General features: G+C 74.2%; 14 protein-coding genes. 3 read left to right on the forward strand and 11 right to left on the reverse strand.

Annotated features, from left to right (window positions below):
* Positions 1 to 5: 5 nt before the first annotated feature.
* The 9 genes from ACZ4W5_RS23105 to pdxH all read right to left on the reverse strand — a co-directional run bounded on the left by ACZ4W5_RS23105 (position 6) and on the right by pdxH (position 12,821).
* Positions 6 to 782, reverse strand: coding sequence for an AAC(3) family N-acetyltransferase (locus ACZ4W5_RS23105; RefSeq protein ID WP_465656586.1), 777 nt, complete (start codon positions 780 to 782; stop codon positions 6 to 8).
* A 16-nt stretch (positions 783 to 798) separates the two neighbouring features.
* Complete coding sequence (locus tag ACZ4W5_RS23110) at positions 799 to 3,201, reverse strand: FxsB family cyclophane-forming radical SAM/SPASM peptide maturase (RefSeq protein ID WP_465656588.1); 2,403 nt, start codon at positions 3,199 to 3,201, stop codon at positions 799 to 801.
* A gap of 53 nt (positions 3,202 to 3,254) precedes the next feature.
* Positions 3,255 to 3,440: a hypothetical protein gene (locus ACZ4W5_RS23115; protein WP_402489059.1), complete on the reverse strand. Its 186-nt coding sequence runs from the start codon at positions 3,438 to 3,440 to the stop codon at positions 3,255 to 3,257.
* 350 nt (positions 3,441 to 3,790) lie between these two features.
* Positions 3,791 to 4,879 (reverse strand): aKG-HExxH-type peptide beta-hydroxylase, encoded by a 1,089-nt coding sequence (locus ACZ4W5_RS23120; protein ID WP_465656590.1) that lies wholly within the window; start codon positions 4,877 to 4,879, stop codon positions 3,791 to 3,793.
* A gap of 142 nt (positions 4,880 to 5,021) precedes the next feature.
* Positions 5,022 to 6,200, reverse strand: coding sequence for an FxsB family cyclophane-forming radical SAM/SPASM peptide maturase (locus tag ACZ4W5_RS23125; RefSeq protein ID WP_402489064.1), 1,179 nt, complete (start codon positions 6,198 to 6,200; stop codon positions 5,022 to 5,024).
* Positions 6,201 to 6,244: 44 nt separating this feature from the next.
* Positions 6,245 to 10,258 (reverse strand): FxSxx-COOH system tetratricopeptide repeat protein, encoded by a 4,014-nt coding sequence (gene fxsT, locus ACZ4W5_RS23130; protein WP_465656592.1) that lies wholly within the window; start codon positions 10,256 to 10,258, stop codon positions 6,245 to 6,247.
* Positions 10,255 to 11,652: a TIR-like protein FxsC gene (locus tag ACZ4W5_RS23135; protein ID WP_402489069.1), complete on the reverse strand. Its 1,398-nt coding sequence runs from the start codon at positions 11,650 to 11,652 to the stop codon at positions 10,255 to 10,257. Before ACZ4W5_RS23135 ends, fxsT begins: the two co-directional genes overlap by 4 nt.
* A 133-nt stretch (positions 11,653 to 11,785) precedes the next feature.
* Complete coding sequence (gene fxsA, locus ACZ4W5_RS23140) at positions 11,786 to 11,980, reverse strand: FxSxx-COOH cyclophane-containing RiPP peptide (RefSeq protein ID WP_350504982.1); 195 nt, start codon at positions 11,978 to 11,980, stop codon at positions 11,786 to 11,788.
* A 208-nt stretch (positions 11,981 to 12,188) separates the two neighbouring features.
* The gene (gene pdxH, locus ACZ4W5_RS23145; RefSeq protein WP_465656599.1) at positions 12,189 to 12,821 is read right to left on the reverse strand and encodes a pyridoxamine 5'-phosphate oxidase; all 633 of its coding nucleotides are present in this window, start codon (positions 12,819 to 12,821) and stop codon (positions 12,189 to 12,191) included.
* A 416-nt stretch (positions 12,822 to 13,237) separates the two neighbouring features.
* Here pdxH and ACZ4W5_RS23150 point away from each other — a divergent pair, with 416 nt between their 5' ends.
* Positions 13,238 to 14,338, forward strand: a complete 1,101-nt coding sequence (locus ACZ4W5_RS23150) for a citrate synthase 2 (protein ID WP_360239288.1) — start codon at positions 13,238 to 13,240, stop codon at positions 14,336 to 14,338.
* A 150-nt stretch (positions 14,339 to 14,488) separates the two neighbouring features.
* Positions 14,489 to 15,613 (forward strand): phosphoserine transaminase, encoded by a 1,125-nt coding sequence (gene serC / locus ACZ4W5_RS23155; protein ID WP_402489074.1) that lies wholly within the window; start codon positions 14,489 to 14,491, stop codon positions 15,611 to 15,613.
* Between the two features lie 364 nt (positions 15,614 to 15,977).
* Here serC and thpR read toward each other — a convergent pair whose 3' ends face one another.
* On the reverse strand, positions 15,978 to 16,565 hold the full coding sequence (gene thpR, locus ACZ4W5_RS23160) for an RNA 2',3'-cyclic phosphodiesterase (RefSeq protein ID WP_360239294.1): 588 nt from the start codon (positions 16,563 to 16,565) through the stop codon (positions 15,978 to 15,980).
* Between thpR and ACZ4W5_RS23165 the strand changes: the two genes are divergently transcribed.
* On the forward strand, positions 16,564 to 17,130 hold the full coding sequence (locus tag ACZ4W5_RS23165) for a GNAT family N-acetyltransferase (RefSeq protein ID WP_465656595.1): 567 nt from the start codon (positions 16,564 to 16,566) through the stop codon (positions 17,128 to 17,130). The genes thpR and ACZ4W5_RS23165 overlap by 2 nt on opposite strands.
* Positions 17,131 to 17,204: 74 nt before the next feature.
* On the opposite strand, the gene ACZ4W5_RS23170 is transcribed toward ACZ4W5_RS23165, so the two are convergent.
* On the reverse strand, positions 17,205 to 18,494 hold the full coding sequence (locus ACZ4W5_RS23170) for an MFS transporter (RefSeq protein ID WP_465656600.1): 1,290 nt from the start codon (positions 18,492 to 18,494) through the stop codon (positions 17,205 to 17,207).
* Between the last annotated feature and the right edge of the window lie 384 nt (positions 18,495 to 18,878).

Raw genomic sequence — 18,878 nt, forward strand, 5'->3', positions numbered from 1 at the left:
CGGGCTCAGCCCTCGGCCCGGGCCCGGAGCAGCCCGTCGGCCAGGTCGACCGCCTCCCGGACCGGGACGAGCCGGCAGTCCGCGCCGCCGATCCGGCCGGTGGTGACGCCCTCGGCCGCGGCGAGCACCTCCGCGCCGAGGTCGGCGAAGTGCAGGTCGTCCAGGTCGGGGGCCCGGAAGCTGGTCCAGCCGTCCGCCGTGACGCAGCCGTACTCGCGGATCCGTACGTCGGGCTGGCGCAGGTCGGCGAGGTGGAAGGCGGTGAACCGGGCCATGTCGACGCCGAGCATCAGCACCCGGGCGTCCAGCTCGTACAGCCGGCCGAGCGGGGAGTCGGGGCCGAGGTGGGAGGTGAGCGGGTGCCGGGAGGTGATCTCCTCCGCCCGGGGGCCCAGAGCCGCCCAGGAGGTCTGCGGGTGGCTGCTGCGCAGGGCGCCGGACCGGGTGCGGACGGCTTCGGAGAGCGCGCCCAGGGTCGGGGAGGCCGGGGTGGTGGCCGGGTCGAAGCGCGGCATCCGGGCCCGGTGCTCCGCGATCTCGGCCGGGGTCAGCCCGGCGATCGCGGCCTGGTGGATCCGTGAGGTCGAGGAGTTCTCGGGGGTGCTGGTGAAGGCCACCAACGTCCCTTCCGCGCCCAGGACTTCAAGCAGGGCGTCGACCACCCCGGCCGCCCCGCCCTGGACCGGCCCGAGGGTCCGCAGCGACGCCTGGACGTGCAGCACCATGCCCGGCCGCACGCCCAGCCGGGCGAAGCGGTCGGCCAGCTCAACGGTGGTGATCATCCGACACCCCTTCGTTTCAGGCCTCGACGAAACGGAGCCGACTCCGCTCCTCCCGCGCCCGCTCCGCGTCCCGTTCCGCCGCCGCGGGCAGCGGTACGGCGAGCCACGGCGCGACGCTCTCCCCCATCCCGGCCGCGAACCGGGCCCCCAGCCCGGTCAGCGCCCCGGATCCGGCCAGCCGCTCGACGGCCTCGGCGGTGTACCGCCGCCAGAGCGCGAACTGCGCCCGCGCCCGGTCGGCGGCCTCCCCCGCCAGGCCGTCGTACGCGGCGGTCCGGGTGCCCCAGTACTCGGTGACCGCGAGGTGGGCGTAGGTGCCCTGGAGCAGGCCCTCCAGCGGGCGCGGGTCGGGCCGCCAGGGGGCGAAGTACAGCCGGTCGTCGGCCCGGTCGTACAGGTCGTACAGGTCCAGCACCGCGCCGAGCTTCACGTGCTGGAACTCGTGGGCGAGCAGCAGTGCCAGCGTGGGCGCGGTCGCGGGCCGGGCGATGCCGACCGCGCCGTACGCCTGTCGGGCCGCCGAGCTGACGTCGCGTCCGGCCGGGCCGGGCCGCAGCGGGGTGATCGTCGTCAGCCCGGCCCGGATGCCCTCCGCGTAGTCGGGCAGGTCGCGCCCGAGCAGCTCCCAGCACTCGCGCAACGCGCCCGTCCAGCCGAGCAGTTCGGCCTCGGGCAGCCGGTCGGCCACCGGGTGGTCGTGGCTGTCGCGCAGCGGGTCGAGGTCCTCCAGGGCGACCGTCCAGCCGCCGGCCAGCCGGACCCGTCGCAGCGGGTCGTCCAGTTCCGTGAACACCATCCCGTCGGCGGCCCGCACCTCGAAGCCGTCGGCGCGCCCGGTGACCACCGCCTCGCCGTCCGGCAGCGCGATCCGCCCCAGCGTCGGCAGGTACAGCCGGCCGCCCCGGGCGGGCACCGTGACGGCGTCCCCGCGCCCGGCCCGCACCGCGGCCGCGGCGGCCAGGGCCGCCATCGGGCCGAGGCCGACCGTGAGGTCCCCGGCGAGCCGCCGCGCGGCCCAGGCCCGGGCGTACGGGTGGGTCAGCACCGCGTCCACGGCCTCCGGCGCCGCCCCGTCGAGCTCCGACAACAGCTCCCAGGCGGCCGCCCGGCCCTGCCCGGATGCGTCCCAGGCGGCGGCCAGCATCGCCCGGGTGAGGGAGAGTTGGGCCGCGCCGAGGGCGGCAATGGTGTCGGCGCCCCCGTATCCCCGTGCCAGCTCGTCGAGTTGGGCCGGGGTGAGCGCGGTCGGCAGCAGCGGGCGGGAGGCCTGGGCGGGCACGGGGGCCGGGGCGGAGGCCGAACCTCCGCTGCCCGCAATGCCGTTGATGAGCGTCATGAGGTCACCGCAGTAGACGGAGGGGTTGTCGAAGCCATTGTCGGCCCGGTAGCGGTGGGCGTACAGTCCGCCGCCGCAGGCGCGGACCACCGGGCAGGCCCGGCAGGTCGCGCTCAGTCCGGCCAGGCCGGACTGGCGGGCGGCGATGCCGGGGTGGCGGGCGAGGTCGTCGAGGCTGTGCGCGAAAACGTTCATGCCGGTGACGGGCGCCCCGTCGTACGCGGTCTTGAGGCTGTCCGCCTGCTCGAAGGTCCCGTCCGTCTCCAGCACGGCGAGGTCCGAGGGCTCCAGCCCGAGCGACTCGGTGAGGCTGGACAGCCCGCGCACCGTCCGGTGCACGGATTCGAAGGTGCGCACGGCGAACGGCCGCGCGTCCGTTTCCCACAGCCTGTGGACGACCAGCAGCCAGTCCGCGTACGGGTCCTCCGGGCCGCCCGGGAGCCGCTTCGGCGGGTCCTCCCAGGTCGCGTGCGGAAGCAGGAAGTCCACGGCGGGGGGGCGCAGTTCGACCAGCGCCCGGTACACGGCCACCGGGTCGTTCTCGATGTCGATGGTGCACAGCAGCCCGGCGAACAGGTGCCGGAACTCGGGCTCGTTCAGCAGCCCGACCGCCCGCAGCACCTGTGGATGACTGCTCCGCCCGTCGGCGAAGCGCCGGTGCCGGTCGTTGGCGGCCCTGTCGCCGTCCAGCGAGATGCCGACCCTGAGGTCCAGCTCCGCGAACAGCTCGCAGAACGCGCGGCTGAGCAGCACACCGTTGGTGTGGATGCGCAGGTCGAGGGCACAGCCGGGCGGGAGCGCCGCCCGGAGCGCTTCGGCCGCGCGGCGCAACCGGTCCGGGCCGGCGAGCAGGGGTTCTCCCCCGTGCAGGACGACCCGGACGGCGGACAACCGGTGGGCGACCGCGTGCTCACCGATCCGCTCGGCGGCCTTGGCCAGGATCCCCTCCCCGATCACCTTGGGGCGGGAGCGCCAGCTGCTGTCCGCGTGCTCGTAGACGTAGCAGTGGTCGCAGGCGAGATCGCACCGGCTGTGCATCTTGACCACGAATTGCGTCAGTGGCACCGGAATTCGCGTCGTCATGGGTGTGGCGGGTTCAGCTCGGCCTGGGGTCCGTTTCGGGGTTCCGGCGCGGGTCAGATCGAGGAGTTGAAGGCCGCGACCGGCACGAGGCCGGATTCCGCGCCGGGGAGGGCGCGCTGCAGCCGGGCGGCGAGTTCCTCCGCACCCAGGGCGGCGAGCTCGGCGAGGGACGGGCGTTCCGGCGTCTCCTGAGAGTCAGTGAGGTTACGGGCCGGCCTGGTGCTGGTTACCGGAGTCATATTCGTTTCCTTAGGCGCGGTTAGGACCTGCCGAGTCCGGGTAGGTCACCCGGTTGCGACCAATGTAGTGCCCGCGCGGTCTCCGCGCGGCACCTTGCCTCCCCAAGTTGGTCTGCCCAACCAGCCGACGCCGTACCACGGCGCGCGGAAGCCCGAGAATTCACCCGTTCAGCGGTCGCGCGATTCGCCATCGCGCGCGCCGAAGCGCGTTGACCGGAGCAGGCGTTCGAGCCCCTCGGCCCGCCTCCGTACGGATGCGCGCCGGGGGTACGGGCGGCGCCCCCGCGGGCGCTCCCGGGCGCCGCCGCACCGTCGCCCGGCCGGGGCGAATCCGTCCGGAGTACCGCGCCTCAGGGCCCCAGCTCACGGACGGAACGCGCCAGCTCCTCGGTGAACTCCCTTCCGCTCGGGGTGAGTTCGCCGCACTCCAGCAGAGTCCGGGCCGCCGTCAGGGTGTGCGTCCGCCAGCAGGTGAACTCCCGTTCCGCGCGGGCCGGTTCACTCACCCCGGCGGCGGCCTCGGCCGCCCAGAACGAGGCCACCCCCAGGTGCGCGTACGTCCCCTGGAGCAGCGCACCGGCCGGGCGCCGATCGGGCCGCCAGGGCGCGTGGTAGACCGCCGGTCCATTGGGCAGGTGGAGCGGTACGAGGTCCAGCAGGGCGCCGAGTTGGACGTGCAGGAACTCGTGCACCAGAGCCAGCGCGAGCAGGACCGGCTCGGCCGGCCGCGAGGCCGCCACCGCCCCGTACGCCCGTCGGGCCGCGGCACTGAACGCCTCCCCGCCGGGAGCCGGCCGCAACGGCACCACCACGGCGACGCAGGCCGCCACGGCCTCCGCGTGCCGGCGGTGTCGGCGCACCAGGATCTCCCAGGCCGTCGCCAACTGCTCCTCCCACTGGCCCAGTTCGGCGGCCGACAGCGGACCGGTGGAAGGGCGCCCGTAGTCCACCCGGCGCGGCCCGAGGTGGTCGATCACCGGCGCCCAGCGCAGCCCCTCGCACTCCAGGTCGAGCGCCGGCCCGGCCCCGGCCCGCAGGAACTCGCCCAGCCCGTCCAGCGGCGCCGCCTGGTCCAGCGAGAGAGCACGCAGGCAGTCCGCCGCCCAGGCGTCCAACTCCGGTCGCAGCAGCACCTCTTCCCAGCGCGCCCGGTCGGCCCGCTGGAGTTCGCACACCGCGCGGTAGGCCTCCCGGTAGTTCTCGTCCTGCGGCGCCGTCCGGCGCAGTGCCAGCAGCAGCAGCGCCCGCTTGCTCAACTGGCCGGCGCGCAGCAGCCGGACGGCCTCCGGCCCGCCCCGGGCGGCCGCGATCGCCCGGAAGGTCGCCCGGTCCAGGCCGTGCCGCGGCAGCCCGGCCGCACCGCTTCCGGCCGCACCGCTCCCCTGCTTCGCGCGTGCGCCCGGCACCCCGGCCGCCACCGCCTCGCCCGTACCCGTCACCGGTCCGTCCTCTCGTGAGGTCTCCTGGATCGCCGGGCGCCCCGCCCGGTCCGCCCGCAGTCTCCCCGCGCGACGCCGACTCAGCCGGTCCGGGCCCGTGCATGACCCGGACGGGTGAGCACGCCCCTCGCCGACCGCCCCGCTACCGCCGCTGTCCGGCCCCGGCCAGCTCCGCCACCCCGGCCCGCAGCCGCCCCGCGATGTGCCGGATCAGCCGGTCCAGGTCGGCGCAGTACACCGAGGGGTGCGCGAAGCCGTCCCCGGCGTAGCGGTGGGCGTAGAGCCCGCCGCCGCAGACCCGCACCAGCGGGCAGGCCGCGCACTCCGGCCCGAGCCCGGCGAGGCCCCGCTGACGGGCCCGGAAGGCCGGGTGGGCGGCCGCCCGGGCGAAGCCGTGCCGCCACACGTCCAGGCCCGTCCCGGCGGCTCCGTCGTAGGCCGCCTTGAGGCTGTCGGCCTGCTCGACGGTGCCGTCCGCCTCGACCACCACCAGGTCGACCGGTGCCAGCCCGACCGCCTCACTGGCGGCCCGCCCGCCGAGCAGCAGGACGGACAGCTCCTCGAACAGCCGTACCCCGGTCTCCCGGTGCGGCGCGTCGTACCAGCGGTCGAAGGCGGCGATCAGCCATTCCCCGTACGGCGCCGGGTCAGTGGGGCCGGGCGGCCCGGTCGGGAGGCCGCGGTGGACGCCCGGCGGCCCGCTCTGCCAGGTGGCGTGCGGCAGCAGCAGGTCGAGCCTGGGCGGGGCGAACTCCAGCAGCGCCTCGTAGGTGGCGACCGGGTCGGCGGCCAGGTCGACGACGCACAACAGGCCGGCGAACAGCTCCCGGTGCGGCCCGGAGCCGAGCAGCCGGACCGCGGCCGCGGTGCGTTCCCAGCTGCCGGCGCCGGAGGGCAGCCGGCGGTGCCGGTCGTGGTCGGCCCGGGTGCCGTCCAGCGAGACGGCCACGCCGACCCGGTGGCGGTGCAGCACGTCGAGCAGCGCGGGCTCGTCCAGCAGCCGCAGCCCGTTGGTCTGCAGGCTGAACCGCACGCGCGGCCCGGCCTCGGCGATCCGGGCCAACTCGGCGAGCAGGGCGTCCAGGTGGGCCGCGCCGACGAGCAGCGGCTCGCCGCCGTGCAGCACCACGGAGACCTCGTCGAGCCCCTGTTCGGCCGCGTGCTCGGCGATCCTCCGGGCGGTGCGGCGGACGGTGGCGAGCTCCATCCGCCGCGGCCGGTCGCGCCAGCTCTGGTCGGCGCCCTCGTACACGTAGCAGTAGTCGCAGGCGAGGTTGCAGCGGCTGTGGATCTTCAGCAGGAACTGCCGGAACGGCACCATGCGCGTGAACCTAGCACCGCTCGGCGGCATCTCCTGATCGCCCGTCACACGTGCGGGGGCTCCACGTCCGAGTCGAGCCTGGTGCCGGCCTTCACGGCGACGGTGGTCGGGTGCTCCTCCCCCAGCGTGATCCGGGCCCGCCGGATGCAGTCGGCCCGCAGTTCGGCGGCCCGCTCGCTCTCCCCGACCGCCGCCAGGGACAGCGAGAGGTTGGAGTTGATACCGATCGAGTCGTAGTGGTCCGGGCCGAGCGCCCTGGTCATCAGCGGCTCCGCCTCCTGTTCCAGGGCGAGCGCGGCCCGGATCTCGCCGGCCAGCGCCAGGTCGTTCGCGTGGTTCATCATCGCGATCGGGATGTACAGGTGGTCCGGGCCGAGGACGGTCCGGAACTGCGCCAGCGTGCGCCCGGACAGCTCCCGGGCCTCCGCGGCCCGGCCGGCCAGCCGCAGGTAGACCGAGAGGTTGTTGGCGCCGGCCAGCGTGACCGGGTGGTTCTCGCCCAGGTAGTCGCGGTACCGCGCGAGGGCCCGTTCGGCCAGCGGGATCGCCCGTTCGGTGTCGCCGAGCGCGTTGAGGTCGCTGGCCAGGTTGGTGGCGGCCGCCAGGGTGTCCGGGTGTTCGGGGCCGTTGATGTCCAGGTAGCGCTGGTAGATGTCCTCGTCGATCTCCAGGGCCTCGTGGTAGCGCCCGGCCCGGCGCAGCGCGACGGCGAGGTTCTTGCGGGCCCGCAGGGTGTCGGTGTGGCTGTCGCCGATGGTCTGCTGGTAGATCCGCACGGTCTCCTCCAGCAGGTCCAGCGCTTCCCGCAGCCGCCCGGTCTCGCGCAGGTCGCGGGCGTAGTTGGAGGCGGAGGAGAGGGCGTAGAGGCTGTGTGCGCCGAGGGCGTCGCGCTGCTGGAGGTAGTTGCTGCGGTGCCGCTCCAGGGCGGCGTAGCGGTCCCCGGCCAGGTAGTCGGAGACGGCCAGGTTGTTGGTGATCATCAGGGTGCGCGGGTGGTCCGGACCGAGGGTGCGCCGCGCCGCGTCCAGGGTCCTGCGGTCGAGCGCCCTGGCCTCGTCGTAGCGGCCGAGGAAGCGCAGGTCGGCGCCGAGGCTGCTGGCGACGGCGAGGGTGTGGGAGTGCTCCGGGCCCAGGGTCGCGGTGAACCGCTCCAGGATGTCCCGGTCCATCTCGTAGGCCTCCTGGAGGGCCCCCTGGGAGCGGCGGATGTTGCTCAGCTGGGTGCGCAGCATGAGCGTCTGGGCGTCGTTGTCGACGTCGAAGCCGGCGCCGCCGTAGCCGTCCGCGCGCCAGTGCTCCAGGGCCCGTTCGGCGAGTTCCCGGCCGGACTCGTGCAGGCTGCGCTTCCACTGGTAGCGGACCGAGTCGATGATCCACTGCCGGACGTCCTCGTCGCCGCTGTCGACGGCGCCGGACGGCCAGAGGTGGGGCAGGAGTTCGGCGTACTCGGCCCAGTTGGCGGGGATGTCCGGGTCGCCGGGGTTGGCGGTGGCCAGGGCCGCGTGCACGACGCCGCGCAGTTCGGCCTGCCGCTCCTCCTCGACCTGGTCCCGGAGCACGGCCTGGACCAGCCGGTGGACGGTGATGGTCTCGCTGCCCTGGTCGGTGCGGGCCAGCCCGAACCGGTTGATGGCACGCAGGAACTCGCCGATCGCCAGCTTGTCCCGCGGCGCGCGCGGGGACAGCCGCAGGGCGCGGGTGACGGCCCGGCTGTAGAGCAGCCGCATCGGGATGGCGTCGGGCCCGAAGAAGGCGCAGAGCTCCAGTATCTGGGCGGCCGGGGCGTTCATCCGGCGCAGTTCCTCGACCGAGATGCGCCAGGTCGCGGCGGCGGAGTGGGGGTACTCGGCGGGGCGCAGCCGGGTGCGTTCGAGCATCTCGGTGAGCTCGTCGTCGAGCAGTTCGAGGTAGGTGGCGATCGGCATCGACGTCTCCTGGAGCCAGACGGCGGCCTGGCCGACGGCGAGCGGGAGGTCACCGAGGCGGTGCGCGACCTGGTCGGCGTCCTCCGGGGAGAGGCCGCCGTTGAAGCGGCGCAGCAGCCGGATGCTCTCCTCGCGTAGGAAGACGTCGACCTCGACCAGGCCGGCGTGCCGGGCCCAGCCCTGGTTGCGCGAGGTGATCAGCACGTGCCCGCCGGAGGAGCCGCCGGGCTGCCAGGGGGCCAGTTCCTCGGGGGTGCCGGCGTTGTCGAAGACCAGCAGCCAGCGGCGGTACGGGTGGCCGCGGCGCAGCGCGTCCAGGACGGCGGCGGCGGTGTGGGCGACGTCGTCGCTGGTGGGCACGCCGAGCCGGGGGGCGAGTTCGGCGAGCTTCTGCGGGATGTTGGCGGGCTCCTCGGCGGGCACCCACCAGATGACGTCGTAGGCGGACTTGAAGCGGTGCGCGTACTCGGCCGCGATCTGGGACTTTCCGGCGCCGCCGAAGCCGTAGAGCACCTGGCTGAGGACGGCGGCGGGGCCGCCGGTGAAGCGGTTGCGGAGCAGTTCGAGAAGTTTGCCGCGGCCGATGAAGGCGGCGTTGCGCGAGGGCGCGTCCTGGACCTGCGGGGCGGTGCCGGGGAAGCGGGCGGGGGCGAGGAACTCGCCGCTGTCGGAGTCGAACTGGCGGTTGCTGCCGGGCGGCGGGCCGAGTTCGCCGTACAGCTGGGCCTCGGCGCCGGTCGCCGAGGAGCGGACCAGGTCGGGCACCGCCTGGCCGACGAACGGCCGGGGCACCGGCTCGTCCGAGTCCTGCAGCCGCAGGGCGACCAACGCCGAGGTGCCGGAAGGCAGTTCACGCCCTTGAAGGAGCTGCCAGACCTCACCGGCCCGGGGCAGCCCGGTGTACTCGGGCGAGAGCAGCGCGAGCAGCCGGCCCTGGCCGTCGAGCGGTCCGGCGACCTCCGGCGGCCGCTGGCCGGTGTACGGTTCGGCGGCGTTGTGCAGGGAGGTCTGGTAGCCGAAGCGGGTGAGGGTGCCGGCCGCCCACTCGGCCCACATCCGGTCCTCGGGCGCGTAGCTGACGTAGACCTGGCGGGGCACCGCCCGGGCGGAGCGCAGGTAGGCGCCGTACAGTCGGCGGCGCGCCTCGGAGCCGAGCGGGCGCAGCGAGCGGACCCGCCCGTCGGTGATCCACTCGGCCAGCCGCTCGAAGGCGTTGAGCAGGCTGCGCGCCTCCTGCGGCCGGTCGGCGACGGTGGCGGGCACCTCCTCGTAGGCGTAGAAGGGCTTGTACGGCACTTCGACGTCGGCCCAGTAGGCGGCCCGGCGGTCGCCGGGCAGCCAGCGGCCGAGGTAGGGGGCGAAGGCCTCGCGGGCGAAGTCCCGGCCGGCTTCGAGGCGTTCCTGTTCGGCGTCCTCGACCCGCATCGGCACCGGCAGGACCCGGATGGCCCGTTCCTCGGCCTCGGCGATGGCCTTGGCCGCGTCGACGCCGCCGCGGATGTTCTGGGCGCTGAACGTGAAGCAGTCGACCACGGTGTCGGGCATCAGGACGGTGCAGATGCCGGAGGTGTCGCTGACCCCGGTGCGGCTGTCGATGAGCACGTAGTCGTAGTTGCGGGCCCAGCGTTCGCGCAGTTCGCGCAGGAACTCGCCGCCGCGGATGTCCCGGCCGTGGTAGAAGCTGCGCCAGTTGAAGCTGGTGACGGCGGCCGCGTAGGCGGCGTTCTGGCGGCCGGCCGGGAGGAAGTCGAGCCGCCCGCCGGCCGGCAGGTCGAGGGCGAGGCCGCAGATGTAGCCGTCCAGCCGCCCGGGTTCGTCCAGCCAGGCGGCCGGGGACTGGCCGGTGGGGCCGGCGGCGGAGGGCAGCGCCTGCCTGACGTACCCGCGCAGCAGGTCGATCAGGCCGTCGGTGGAGTGGAGTTCGGGGTCGACCAGCAGCGGGTGGTAGTAGCGGTGGAGGCCGGGCGCCTCCAGGTCCCAGTCGACCACCAGGACGCGCAGGCCCCGGCTGGCGAGGATCCAGCCGACGTTGGCGAGCGCCATGGTCCGGCCGGTGCCGCCCTTGAAGGAGTAGAACGTGACGACCGATCCCGGTCCGCCGCGTCCGGGCTCCGTGCCGGGCTCGATGCTCATCGTCCGTCTCCCCTCAGCGGGACTGAGCCGTCGTGGCTGCCCGGGCGCTGGCCGGGCAGGTCCTTCGGTGGCGGTTCGGGTTCCCGGCGCGCGGACGGGCTCCGCGGCGGACCGGAGGGGCCGGGCGGACCGGCCGGAATGGCGAGGCCCGGCATGTCCGGGCCGCCGCCCGGGCCGAAGCCGAAGGCGTCGCCGCCATCGTCCCCCCAATCCAGGTTGTCGTCCATGAGCTTGTTCTGGGCAACCGTCACCATGATGGCGAGGTCGCTGTCGAAGCTCTCCTGGCTCACTTTGACCCGGAACAGGTGCTCCGGGTCGCGCCGGCGCAACCAGTTGCGGCGGAAGACGGCGCGCACGCCGGTCCACGGCGGTTCGCGCTCCCCGTCCGGGTCGCTGCCGCCGATCGGCACGACCACGCCGGTGACCGGGTGGTTCTGGTCGTCGTACTCGCGCAGGGCGGTCCGGTAGCGCTCGTTCTCGGCCGCCCACGGGTCCACCAGCAGGACGCTGACCTGGCTGTCCTCCCGGGCCTGGTCGAGCTTCTCGCCGAGCCCGGCGCCGACCTCCTCCAGCGTGGTGATGTGCCCGGCGTTGGTGATCACCTGCTGGGCGCGGGAGGCCAGCGAGGGCTGAGCGGGCGGGTAGAACGGCGTCCAGTTCCACGGCCTGGCCCCGTACCAGCCGCCCGGGCGGGAGCCGCCCTCGGCGGCGGCCTCCGAGGCCCGGCCGGCCGCGATGAACAGCCGGACCATGCCGGGTTCGGCGGCGGGCGGCGGCGCGGCCGGCCCGGGGAAGTAGCCGCGGACGGCCTCCAGGTCGAACTCGGGCAGTTCGGCGAGCCGCCGGACGGCGGCGTCCCGGACCCGTCCGGCGACGACCCGGACGACCTGCCGGTAGGCGTCCTGCTGGGCGGTGCGCAGCAGGGCGCGCAGGCCGTGCCGGGCGTAGGCCTCGCCCATGTCCGGCTGGGCCCACTGGATCCTGGTGACCTCGGTGACGAGGTCCCCGGGCGCGACCGGCTCCCAGAGCACCGGGATCAGCGCCGAGACCAGTTCCGCGGTCTCCTCGTGGTGGCGCCGGACCCTGCCACGGAAGGCCGTCCACTCCTTGCCGCAGTAGAGGCTGGCGAAGTAGGCCGGGGAGTAGAGCGCGACCATGGTCCGGCTGCGGCCGAGCATCAGCGCGAGCTTCTCGGCCCATTCGTCGCCCAGCCGGAGCCGTTCGGTGTCCCGGAAGGCGAGTTCGTCGGCCTGGACGGCCGGTCCGAGGATGCGCCCGAGTTCGTCCCTCAGGTCGTTGAAGAACTGGTCGACGAAGGCGTCCCCCGCCTCGAAGTCCCGACGCGCGTAGCTGAAGAAGAAGTACGGGCGCTGCTGCTGCTCCCGTTCACTCACCTGTTCCCCCCGACCCTGACGGTGCTGTGACGGCGCTGGTTTCTTACCCAGCATGTCGTCAACCGCACCAGCGGGTGGGCCAGTTGGTGAATTCGCCCGCCTCGGGGGGTTTAACCGGCGGTCAGCGGCGGGGTCAGCGGAGCTCGAGCGCCGACTGGAACGCGGCGAGCGGTTCGGCCCCGGGGGTCAGGGCGTCCGCCACGACCCTGCGCAGCAGGTCGCCGAGGACGGTGTCGGGCAGGGCGTCGAGCTCGTCGAGCGGCAGGGCGGCGACGTCGACCAGGTCGGAGTCGAGGCCCGCGACGGTTTCCGCACCGGTGACGCCCATCAGTCCCTTAGTCCCTCACTAGGATGCACGCAGGCACGACCCGATCACACAGGCACGAGCGGGCCCGCGGCCGAGGAATCCTCGACCCCGGTCCACGACGCGCACATTCTACACAAAACGGTGACGGTTCATCAGATCCGGCCGCCCGCCGCGCCCGGACCCGCCACCCGGACGCACGGCGCCGAGGAGGCCGCCCGGGCCCCCGCCGTCACGGGCAGAGGCGCTCCACCCGCCAGCCGCCGGGGCCGGCCGGGTCGGCGAGGTAGCGGAGGCGGTCGTGCAGCCGGTTCTCGCGCCCCTGCCAGAACTCGACCGCCTCCGGGACGACCCGGTAGCCGCCCCAGAACGGCGGGACGGGGACGCCCTCGCCCTCGGGGTAGCGCCGCTCCAGGTCGGCGTAGCGCTGTTCGAGGACGGCGCGGCTCTCGACCGGGCTGGACTGTTCGCTGGCCCAGGCGCCGAGTTGGGAGCCGTGCGGCCGGGTGCGGAAGTAGGCGGCGGTCTCGTCCCGGCCGACCTTCTCCACCGACCCCTGGACGATCACCTGGCGGCCCAGCGCGATCCACGGGAACAGCAGTGCGGCGTACGGGTTGGCAGCGAGCTCGGAGCCCTTGCGGGAGCCGTAGTTGGTGAAGAACACGAAGCCGCGGCTGTCGAATCCCTTGAGCAGGACGGTGCGCGAGCTGGGCCGGCCCCGCTCGTCGGCGGTGGAGAGCACCATGGCGTTGGGTTCCACCACCCCGGCCTCGTCCGCCTCGTGGAACCAGCGGGCGAACTGCCCGATCGGCTCGGGCGCGAGCTGCTCCTCGGCCAGGCCCTCGTGGACGTAGTGCTTGCGCATCACGGTGGGGTCCGGACCGCGGCGGGGCTCGTCGGCCGGGGTCCGGGTGGCGGGGCTCAGGGGCGTCGACTGGGCGCGTTCCGGGGTCTGCACGCCAACATCATCCCGTACGACAAGCAACCGGCACCGCTACCTCCGACGAACCCCGGTCGGAGATATGGTGACTCGCCACCGCTGGACTGCCCGCCGTACGGGGAATTGTCCGGAACCTGGTGTTTGGTTCCGGGAGTCCCCCGGGCGCGACCGACCCCCGACGGGAAAGTCAAGTGGTCCCACGGGAAACATCACCGCGGTGGTGTATGGCGCAATGCACCCCGTGCCTGTCACTCTGGCACCGAGTGCCAACCACGATTCGGTCACTGGAGCGCCGCCCCACCACGGCGGGGCACCGATCGCAGAACTGAAGGAGCCGTCGCATGTCCGATTTCGTACCCGGGCTTGAGGGAGTCGTCGCGTTCGAGAGCGAGATCGCCGAACCCGACCGCGAGGGCGGCGCCCTGCGGTACCGCGGTGTCGACATCGACGACCTGGTCGGCCACGTCTCCTTCGGCCACGTCTGGGGCCTGCTGGTGGACGGCAAGTTCAACCCCGGCCTGCCGGCCGCCGAGCCCTTCCCGATCCCCGTGCACTCCGGTGACATCCGGGTCGACGTCCAGTCCGCGCTCGCCATGCTCGCCCCGGTCTGGGGCCTCAAGCCGCTGCTGGACATCTCCGCCGAGCAGGCCCGCGACGACCTCGCCCGGGCCGCCGTGATGGCGCTGTCCTACGTCGCCCAGTCCGCCCGCGGCCAGGGCCTGCCGATGGTCCCGCAGAGCGAGATCGACAAGGCCGAGACGGTCGTCGAGCGCTTCATGATCCGCTGGCGGGGCGAGCCGGACCCGAAGCACGTCAAGGCCGTCGACGCCTACTGGACCTCGGCCGCCGAGCACGGCATGAACGCCTCCACCTTCACCGCCCGGGTCATCGCCTCCACCGGCGCCGACGTCGCGGCCGCGCTCTCCGGCGCGGTCGGCGCGATGTCCGGCCCGCTGCACGGCGGGGCCCCGTCCCGCGTGCTCGGCATGATCGAGGAGATCGAGCGCACCGGTGACGCGACCACCTGGGTCAAGAACGCACTGGACAAGGGCGAGCGCCTGATGGGCTTCGGCCACCGCGTCTACCGCGCCGAGGACCCGCGCGCCCGCGTGCTGCGCCGCACCGCCAAGGAGCTCGGCGCGCCGCGCTTCGAGGTCGCCGAGGCGCTGGAGAAGGCCGCGCTGGAGGAGCTGCACAACCGCCGTCCGGACCGCGTGCTGGCCACCAACGTCGAGTTCTGGGCCGCGATCATGCTGGACTTCGCCGAGGTCCCCGCGCACATGTTCACCTCGATGTTCACCTGTGCGCGCACCGCCGGCTGGTCGGCGCACATCCTGGAGCAGAAGCGCACCGGTCGCCTCGTGCGCCCCTCCGCGCGCTACATCGGCCCCGGCCCGCGCCGCCCCGAGGAGATCGAGGGCTGGGACGCCATCGCGCACTGACCCCGCGCCCGAGCGGCCGATCGAACGCCTCTGACCAGCGGGTCCGGCTCCGGCCGGGCCCGCTGTCGGCGTCCCCGGGCAGCGAAGATCACAGTCTCAGCGGGCGGACGACCGTATCCCGGGCGAGTCCCGCGCCGGTAGGCTGCGCGCGTGGCTCAGATCCAGATCCCCGCTGACATCAAGCCCGCAGACGGCCGTTTCGGCTGCGGACCGTCCAAGGTGCGCCCCGAGGCCCTGAGTGCCCTCGCCGCCACCCAGACCTCCCTGCTCGGCACCTCGCACCGCCAGGCCCCGGTGAAGAACCTGGTCAAGCGCGTGCGCGAGGGCGTGAGCAGCCTGTTCTCGCTGCCGGAGGGCTACGAAGTCGTCCTCGGCAACGGCGGCTCCACCGCCTTCTGGGACATCGCCGCCTTCGGCCTGGTGCGGGAGAAGTCCCAGCACCTGGACTTCGGCGAGTTCTCCTCGAAGTTCGCCTCCTCGGTCAAGGCCGCCCCGTGGCTGGCCGAGCCGACGGTGATCAAGACCGCCCCGGGCACCCACCCGCTGCCGGTCGCCGAGGCCGGCGTGGACGTCTACGGCCTCACCCACAACGAGACCTCGACCGGCGTCGCGATGCCGATCAAGCGTCCGGTGGGCGCGGACGAGGGCTCGCTGGTGCTGGTGGACGCCACCTCGGGCGCCGGCGGCCTGCCGGTGGACATCACCGAGACCGACGTCTACTACTTCGCCCCGCAGAAGTCCTTCGCCTCCGAGGGCGGCCTGTGGCTGGCCACCTTCTCCCCGGCCGCCCTGGAGCGCGCCGCCGAGATCGCCGGCTCCGGCCGCTACGTCCCGCCGTTCTTCTCGCTGCCGACGGCCATCGACAACTCGTCGAAGGACCAGACGTACAACACCCCGTCGCTCGCCACCCTGTTCCTGCTGGCCGACCAGCTGGAGTGGATCAACGGCAACGGCGGGCTGGACTGGGCCGTCGCCCGTACGGCCGACTCCTCGTCCCGGCTGTACGCCTGGGCCGAGAAGTCCTCCTACGCGAACCCGTTCGTGGCGAACCCGGCCGAGCGCTCCCAGGTGGTCGGCACCATCGACTTCGACGAGTCGGTGGACGCCGCCGCGGTCGCGAAGGCACTGCGTGCCAACGGCATCGTGGACACCGAGCCGTACCGCAAGCTGGGCCGCAACCAGCTGCGCATCGCGATGTTCCCGGCGATCGACCCGGCGGACGTCGAGGCGCTCACCCACTGCATCGACCACGTGGTCGAGCAGCTGGCCGGCTGAGACCCCCGAGGACAACGACTGAGGGCCACCGCCTGCGGGCGGTGGCCCTCTCGCCGTTCCGGGGCCGGTCCGCAACCGTTCCGGGGCCGCGCCGAGCCCCTCCGAGCCCCTCCGAGCCGTTCCGGGGCCGCCCCGGCTACTTGCCGACCAGCGAGCTGATCAGTACGACGACCAGCAGCAGCACCAGGGTGCCGGAGACGATGCGCATTCGAGTCTTGGGATCCACGGTCAACGAGCGTACCTGCGGCTCACACCCCCACCTCACCCTGGCCCACCCCGAACCCCTCGGCCCCGCCCCGAACCCCTCGGCCCCGGTCGGCCCCCTCAGCCCCCGGTCGGCCCCCTCAGCCCCCGGTCGGCTCCCTCAGCCCCAGTCGGCCAGCGCCCAGGAGCGCAGCGACTCGTAGTGGGCGAACCCCCCGGCCAGGTCGCTCTTCATCAGGTGCAGCTCGGCGGCCTCCCACTCCGGCCCCCGGTAGTCCGCCAGCGCCGCCGCCAGCCCCTCCAGCTCGGCCGCCGCGACCCGCTGCACGGCCCGCCGCTGTCCGCGCGAGGACCCGGCCCGGGCCAGGGTGAGGTGCGGGTGGAAGGCGAAGGCGTCGGCCTCCCCGGTAAACTCGGCGGTGGCCCCGGCCACCGCCTCCGCGAGCCGGCGCAGCGCCCAGGTCCGCCCCTCGACCCCGGCCCAGAGCACCCGGTCGCCGAACCGGCCGGCGCCGGCGATCCGCAGCGGGTGGGCCGGGTGCACCTCGGCGACGGCCGCCAGGGCGGCCTCCAGCTCCGGCAGCCGCTCGGCCGGCACCTGGCCGAGGAAGGCCAGGGTCAGGTGCCAGCCCTCGACGGTGGTCCAGCGCAGCCGGTCCGCCCCGGGCAGCCCGTGCAGCGGCGCGACCGCGTCGGAGAGCCCCTGGAGCGCCTCGACGGGCGGCAGGACAGCGACGAACAATCTCATGATCCAAGCTTCCCTCGCCCGGCCGTTCCGGGTAGAACGGATGTCCATGAAGATCCGCAACGGTGGTCCCTCGGACGTCCCCGACATCCTGTCCCTGCTCGACGGCGCCGTCTCCTGGCTGGCCGCCGGGAAGCGCACCGGCCAGTGGGGCGACCGGCCGTTCAGCACCGACCGGGCTCGGATCGACCAGGTCACCTCGTACGCCGAGGAGCCGTTCCTGGTCCGCATCGCGGTGGACGACGAGGGCCGGACGATCGGCTGCTGCGTGCTGGCCGAGCAGCGGGGGAAGTTCGTCCCGGTCTCGGCGGAGCCCGAGCTGTTCGTCCGCCTGCTGGTCACCGACCGCAGCCGCAAGGGCTCCGGCATCGGCGCGGCGCTGATCGGCGACGCGGTCGAGGAGACCCGTCGGCGCGGCCTCGACCTGCTGCGGGTGGACTGCTACGCGGGCGACGACCGCAAGCTGGTCGGCCAGTACCGGGCGCTCGGCTTCACCGAGACGGCGGGCTTCGAGGTCGAGCTGCCGACCGGCACCTGGCCCGGCCAGCTGCTGGAGATCCGACTCTGACGCGCCGTCAGGACACTCCGAGGCCAAGCCTCGAGGCGTCCTGGCGGCCCATCAGCCAATCCATCAGCCCATCATCAGCAGGCCGCGGCCAGCTCCGACGTACGCGCCGGGACGGCCCGCGGCACGACGGCCACCACCCGCCCGCCGCGACCGGGGTGCAGGTCGAACCGCACCCGCAGGTCCGCGCTGCGGGCCAGCACCAGGCCGACCGCGCCGGCCGCCAGCGCGGACACCACGCCGCAGGCCAGCAGGCCCAGCCGGGGCCCGTACGAGGCGGTGACCCAGCCGACGACCGGGGCGCCGATCGGCGTGCCTCCGGTGAAGACCAGCACCAGCAGGCCCATCACCCGACCGCGCATCTCGGGGTCGGTGGACAGCTGCAGCATGGAGTTGACCGAGGTGTTGAAGCTCAGCCCGAACACCCCGATCAGCGTCAGCAGCAGCGCGAAGGTCCAGTAGTCGGGCGCGAAGGCCGCGACCACCTCCAGGGTGCCGAAGGCCAGTGCCGCGCCGACCAGCCGGCGCAGCCGGGGTGCGCCCCGGCGGGCGGCGAGCAGCGCGCCGGCCAGCGAGCCGACGGCCATCGCGGTGTTCAGCAGGCCGTACTGGCCGGCGCCGACCTTGAAGGTGTCGTACGCGAACCCGGAGAGCAGCGTCGGGAAGTTGAAGCCGAAGGTGCCGATGAAGCCGGCCAGCACCATCGGCCAGAGCAGCTCGGGCCGCTCCTTCACGTAGCGCAGGCCCTCGCGCAGCTGGCCCTTCTCGCGGGCGATCGGCTCGGTGGGGCGCAGTTCGGACTCGCGCATCGCGAGCAGTCCGCCGATCACGGCGGCGAAGGACAGCGCGTTGACGGCGAACGCCCAGCCGCTGCCGACCGCGGCGATCAGCAGGCCCGCGACGGCGGGGCCGACCAGCCGGGCGGTCTGGAAGTTGGCGGCGTTCAGGCTGACGGCGTTGGCGAGGTCCTTGGGGCCGACCATCTCGGACACGAAGGCCTGCCGGGTCGGGTTGTCGACCACGGTGACCAGGCCGAGCAGCAGGGCGAAGGCGTACACGTAGTACGGCGTCACCACGCCGCCGACGGTCAGCACGGCCAGGCCGGCGGCGAGCAAGCCCATCGCGCCCTGGGTGTAGATCAGCAGCCGGCGCTTGGGCATCCGGTCGGCGAGCACGCCGCCGAACAGGCCGAGCAGCAGCATCGGCAGGAACTGCATGGCGGTGGTGATGCCGACCGCGAGCGGGCTGCCGGTGAGGCTCAGGACCAGCCAGTCCTGGGCGATCCGCTGCATCCAGGTGCCGGTGTTGGACACCACCTGGCCGGCGAAGTAGTAGCGGTAGTTGCGAACGCGCAGGGAGGAGAACATCCCCCCGGGCCTGGTGAAGCGGGCTCCTGCGGGAGATGCGGCCGGGTGGGTCCGGCGCTGAGCGGCGGGGTCCGCCGCGGTGCGTTCGTCGGGGTCGTCGTCGCCGCTGCCGGGCAGCCCGCTGGGGGCGGGGGCCTGGGCGTCGGCGGCCGCGGTGCGGTCCGCGGCGGGGTCGTTGGTCGGGTCGTCGGTACGGGCGGCGGCGCTGGCTGCGGCCGGCGGTGTCACGGTGGTCTCCCCTCGCGGCGGGGGGGGGGGGGGGGGGGGGGGGGGGGGGGGGGGGGGGGGGGGGGGGGGGGGGGGGGGGGGGGGGGGGGGGGGGGTGCGGGGGGGGGGGGGGGGGGGGCCCGGGGGGGGGGGGTGCTGATTCTGGTCGGTGTCGGT

The organism is Kitasatospora sp. NPDC029367, from assembly GCF_055569135.1.

Coding starts and splice junctions, on each gene's coding strand:
- ACZ4W5_RS23150 (WP_360239288.1), top strand. CDS start 13,238: ATGTCCGATTTCGTACCCGGGCTTGAGGGAGTCGTCGCGTTCGAGAGC.
- ACZ4W5_RS23110 (WP_465656588.1), bottom strand. CDS start 3,201: ATGACGACGCGAATTCCGGTGCCACTGACGCAATTCGTGGTCAAGATG.
- ACZ4W5_RS23115 (WP_402489059.1), bottom strand. CDS start 3,440: ATGACTCCGGTAACCAGCACCAGGCCGGCCCGTAACCTCACTGACTCT.
- ACZ4W5_RS23170 (WP_465656600.1), bottom strand. CDS start 18,494: ATGTTCTCCTCCCTGCGCGTTCGCAACTACCGCTACTACTTCGCCGGC.
- ACZ4W5_RS23165 (WP_465656595.1), top strand. CDS start 16,564: ATGATCCAAGCTTCCCTCGCCCGGCCGTTCCGGGTAGAACGGATGTCC.
- fxsA (WP_350504982.1), bottom strand. CDS start 11,980: ATGGGCGTCACCGGTGCGGAAACCGTCGCGGGCCTCGACTCCGACCTG.
- pdxH (WP_465656599.1), bottom strand. CDS start 12,821: ATGCGCAAGCACTACGTCCACGAGGGCCTGGCCGAGGAGCAGCTCGCG.
- fxsT (WP_465656592.1), bottom strand. CDS start 10,258: ATGAGCATCGAGCCCGGCACGGAGCCCGGACGCGGCGGACCGGGATCG.
- ACZ4W5_RS23125 (WP_402489064.1), bottom strand. CDS start 6,200: ATGGTGCCGTTCCGGCAGTTCCTGCTGAAGATCCACAGCCGCTGCAAC.
- thpR (WP_360239294.1), bottom strand. CDS start 16,565: ATGAGATTGTTCGTCGCTGTCCTGCCGCCCGTCGAGGCGCTCCAGGGG.
- ACZ4W5_RS23105 (WP_465656586.1), bottom strand. CDS start 782: ATGATCACCACCGTTGAGCTGGCCGACCGCTTCGCCCGGCTGGGCGTG.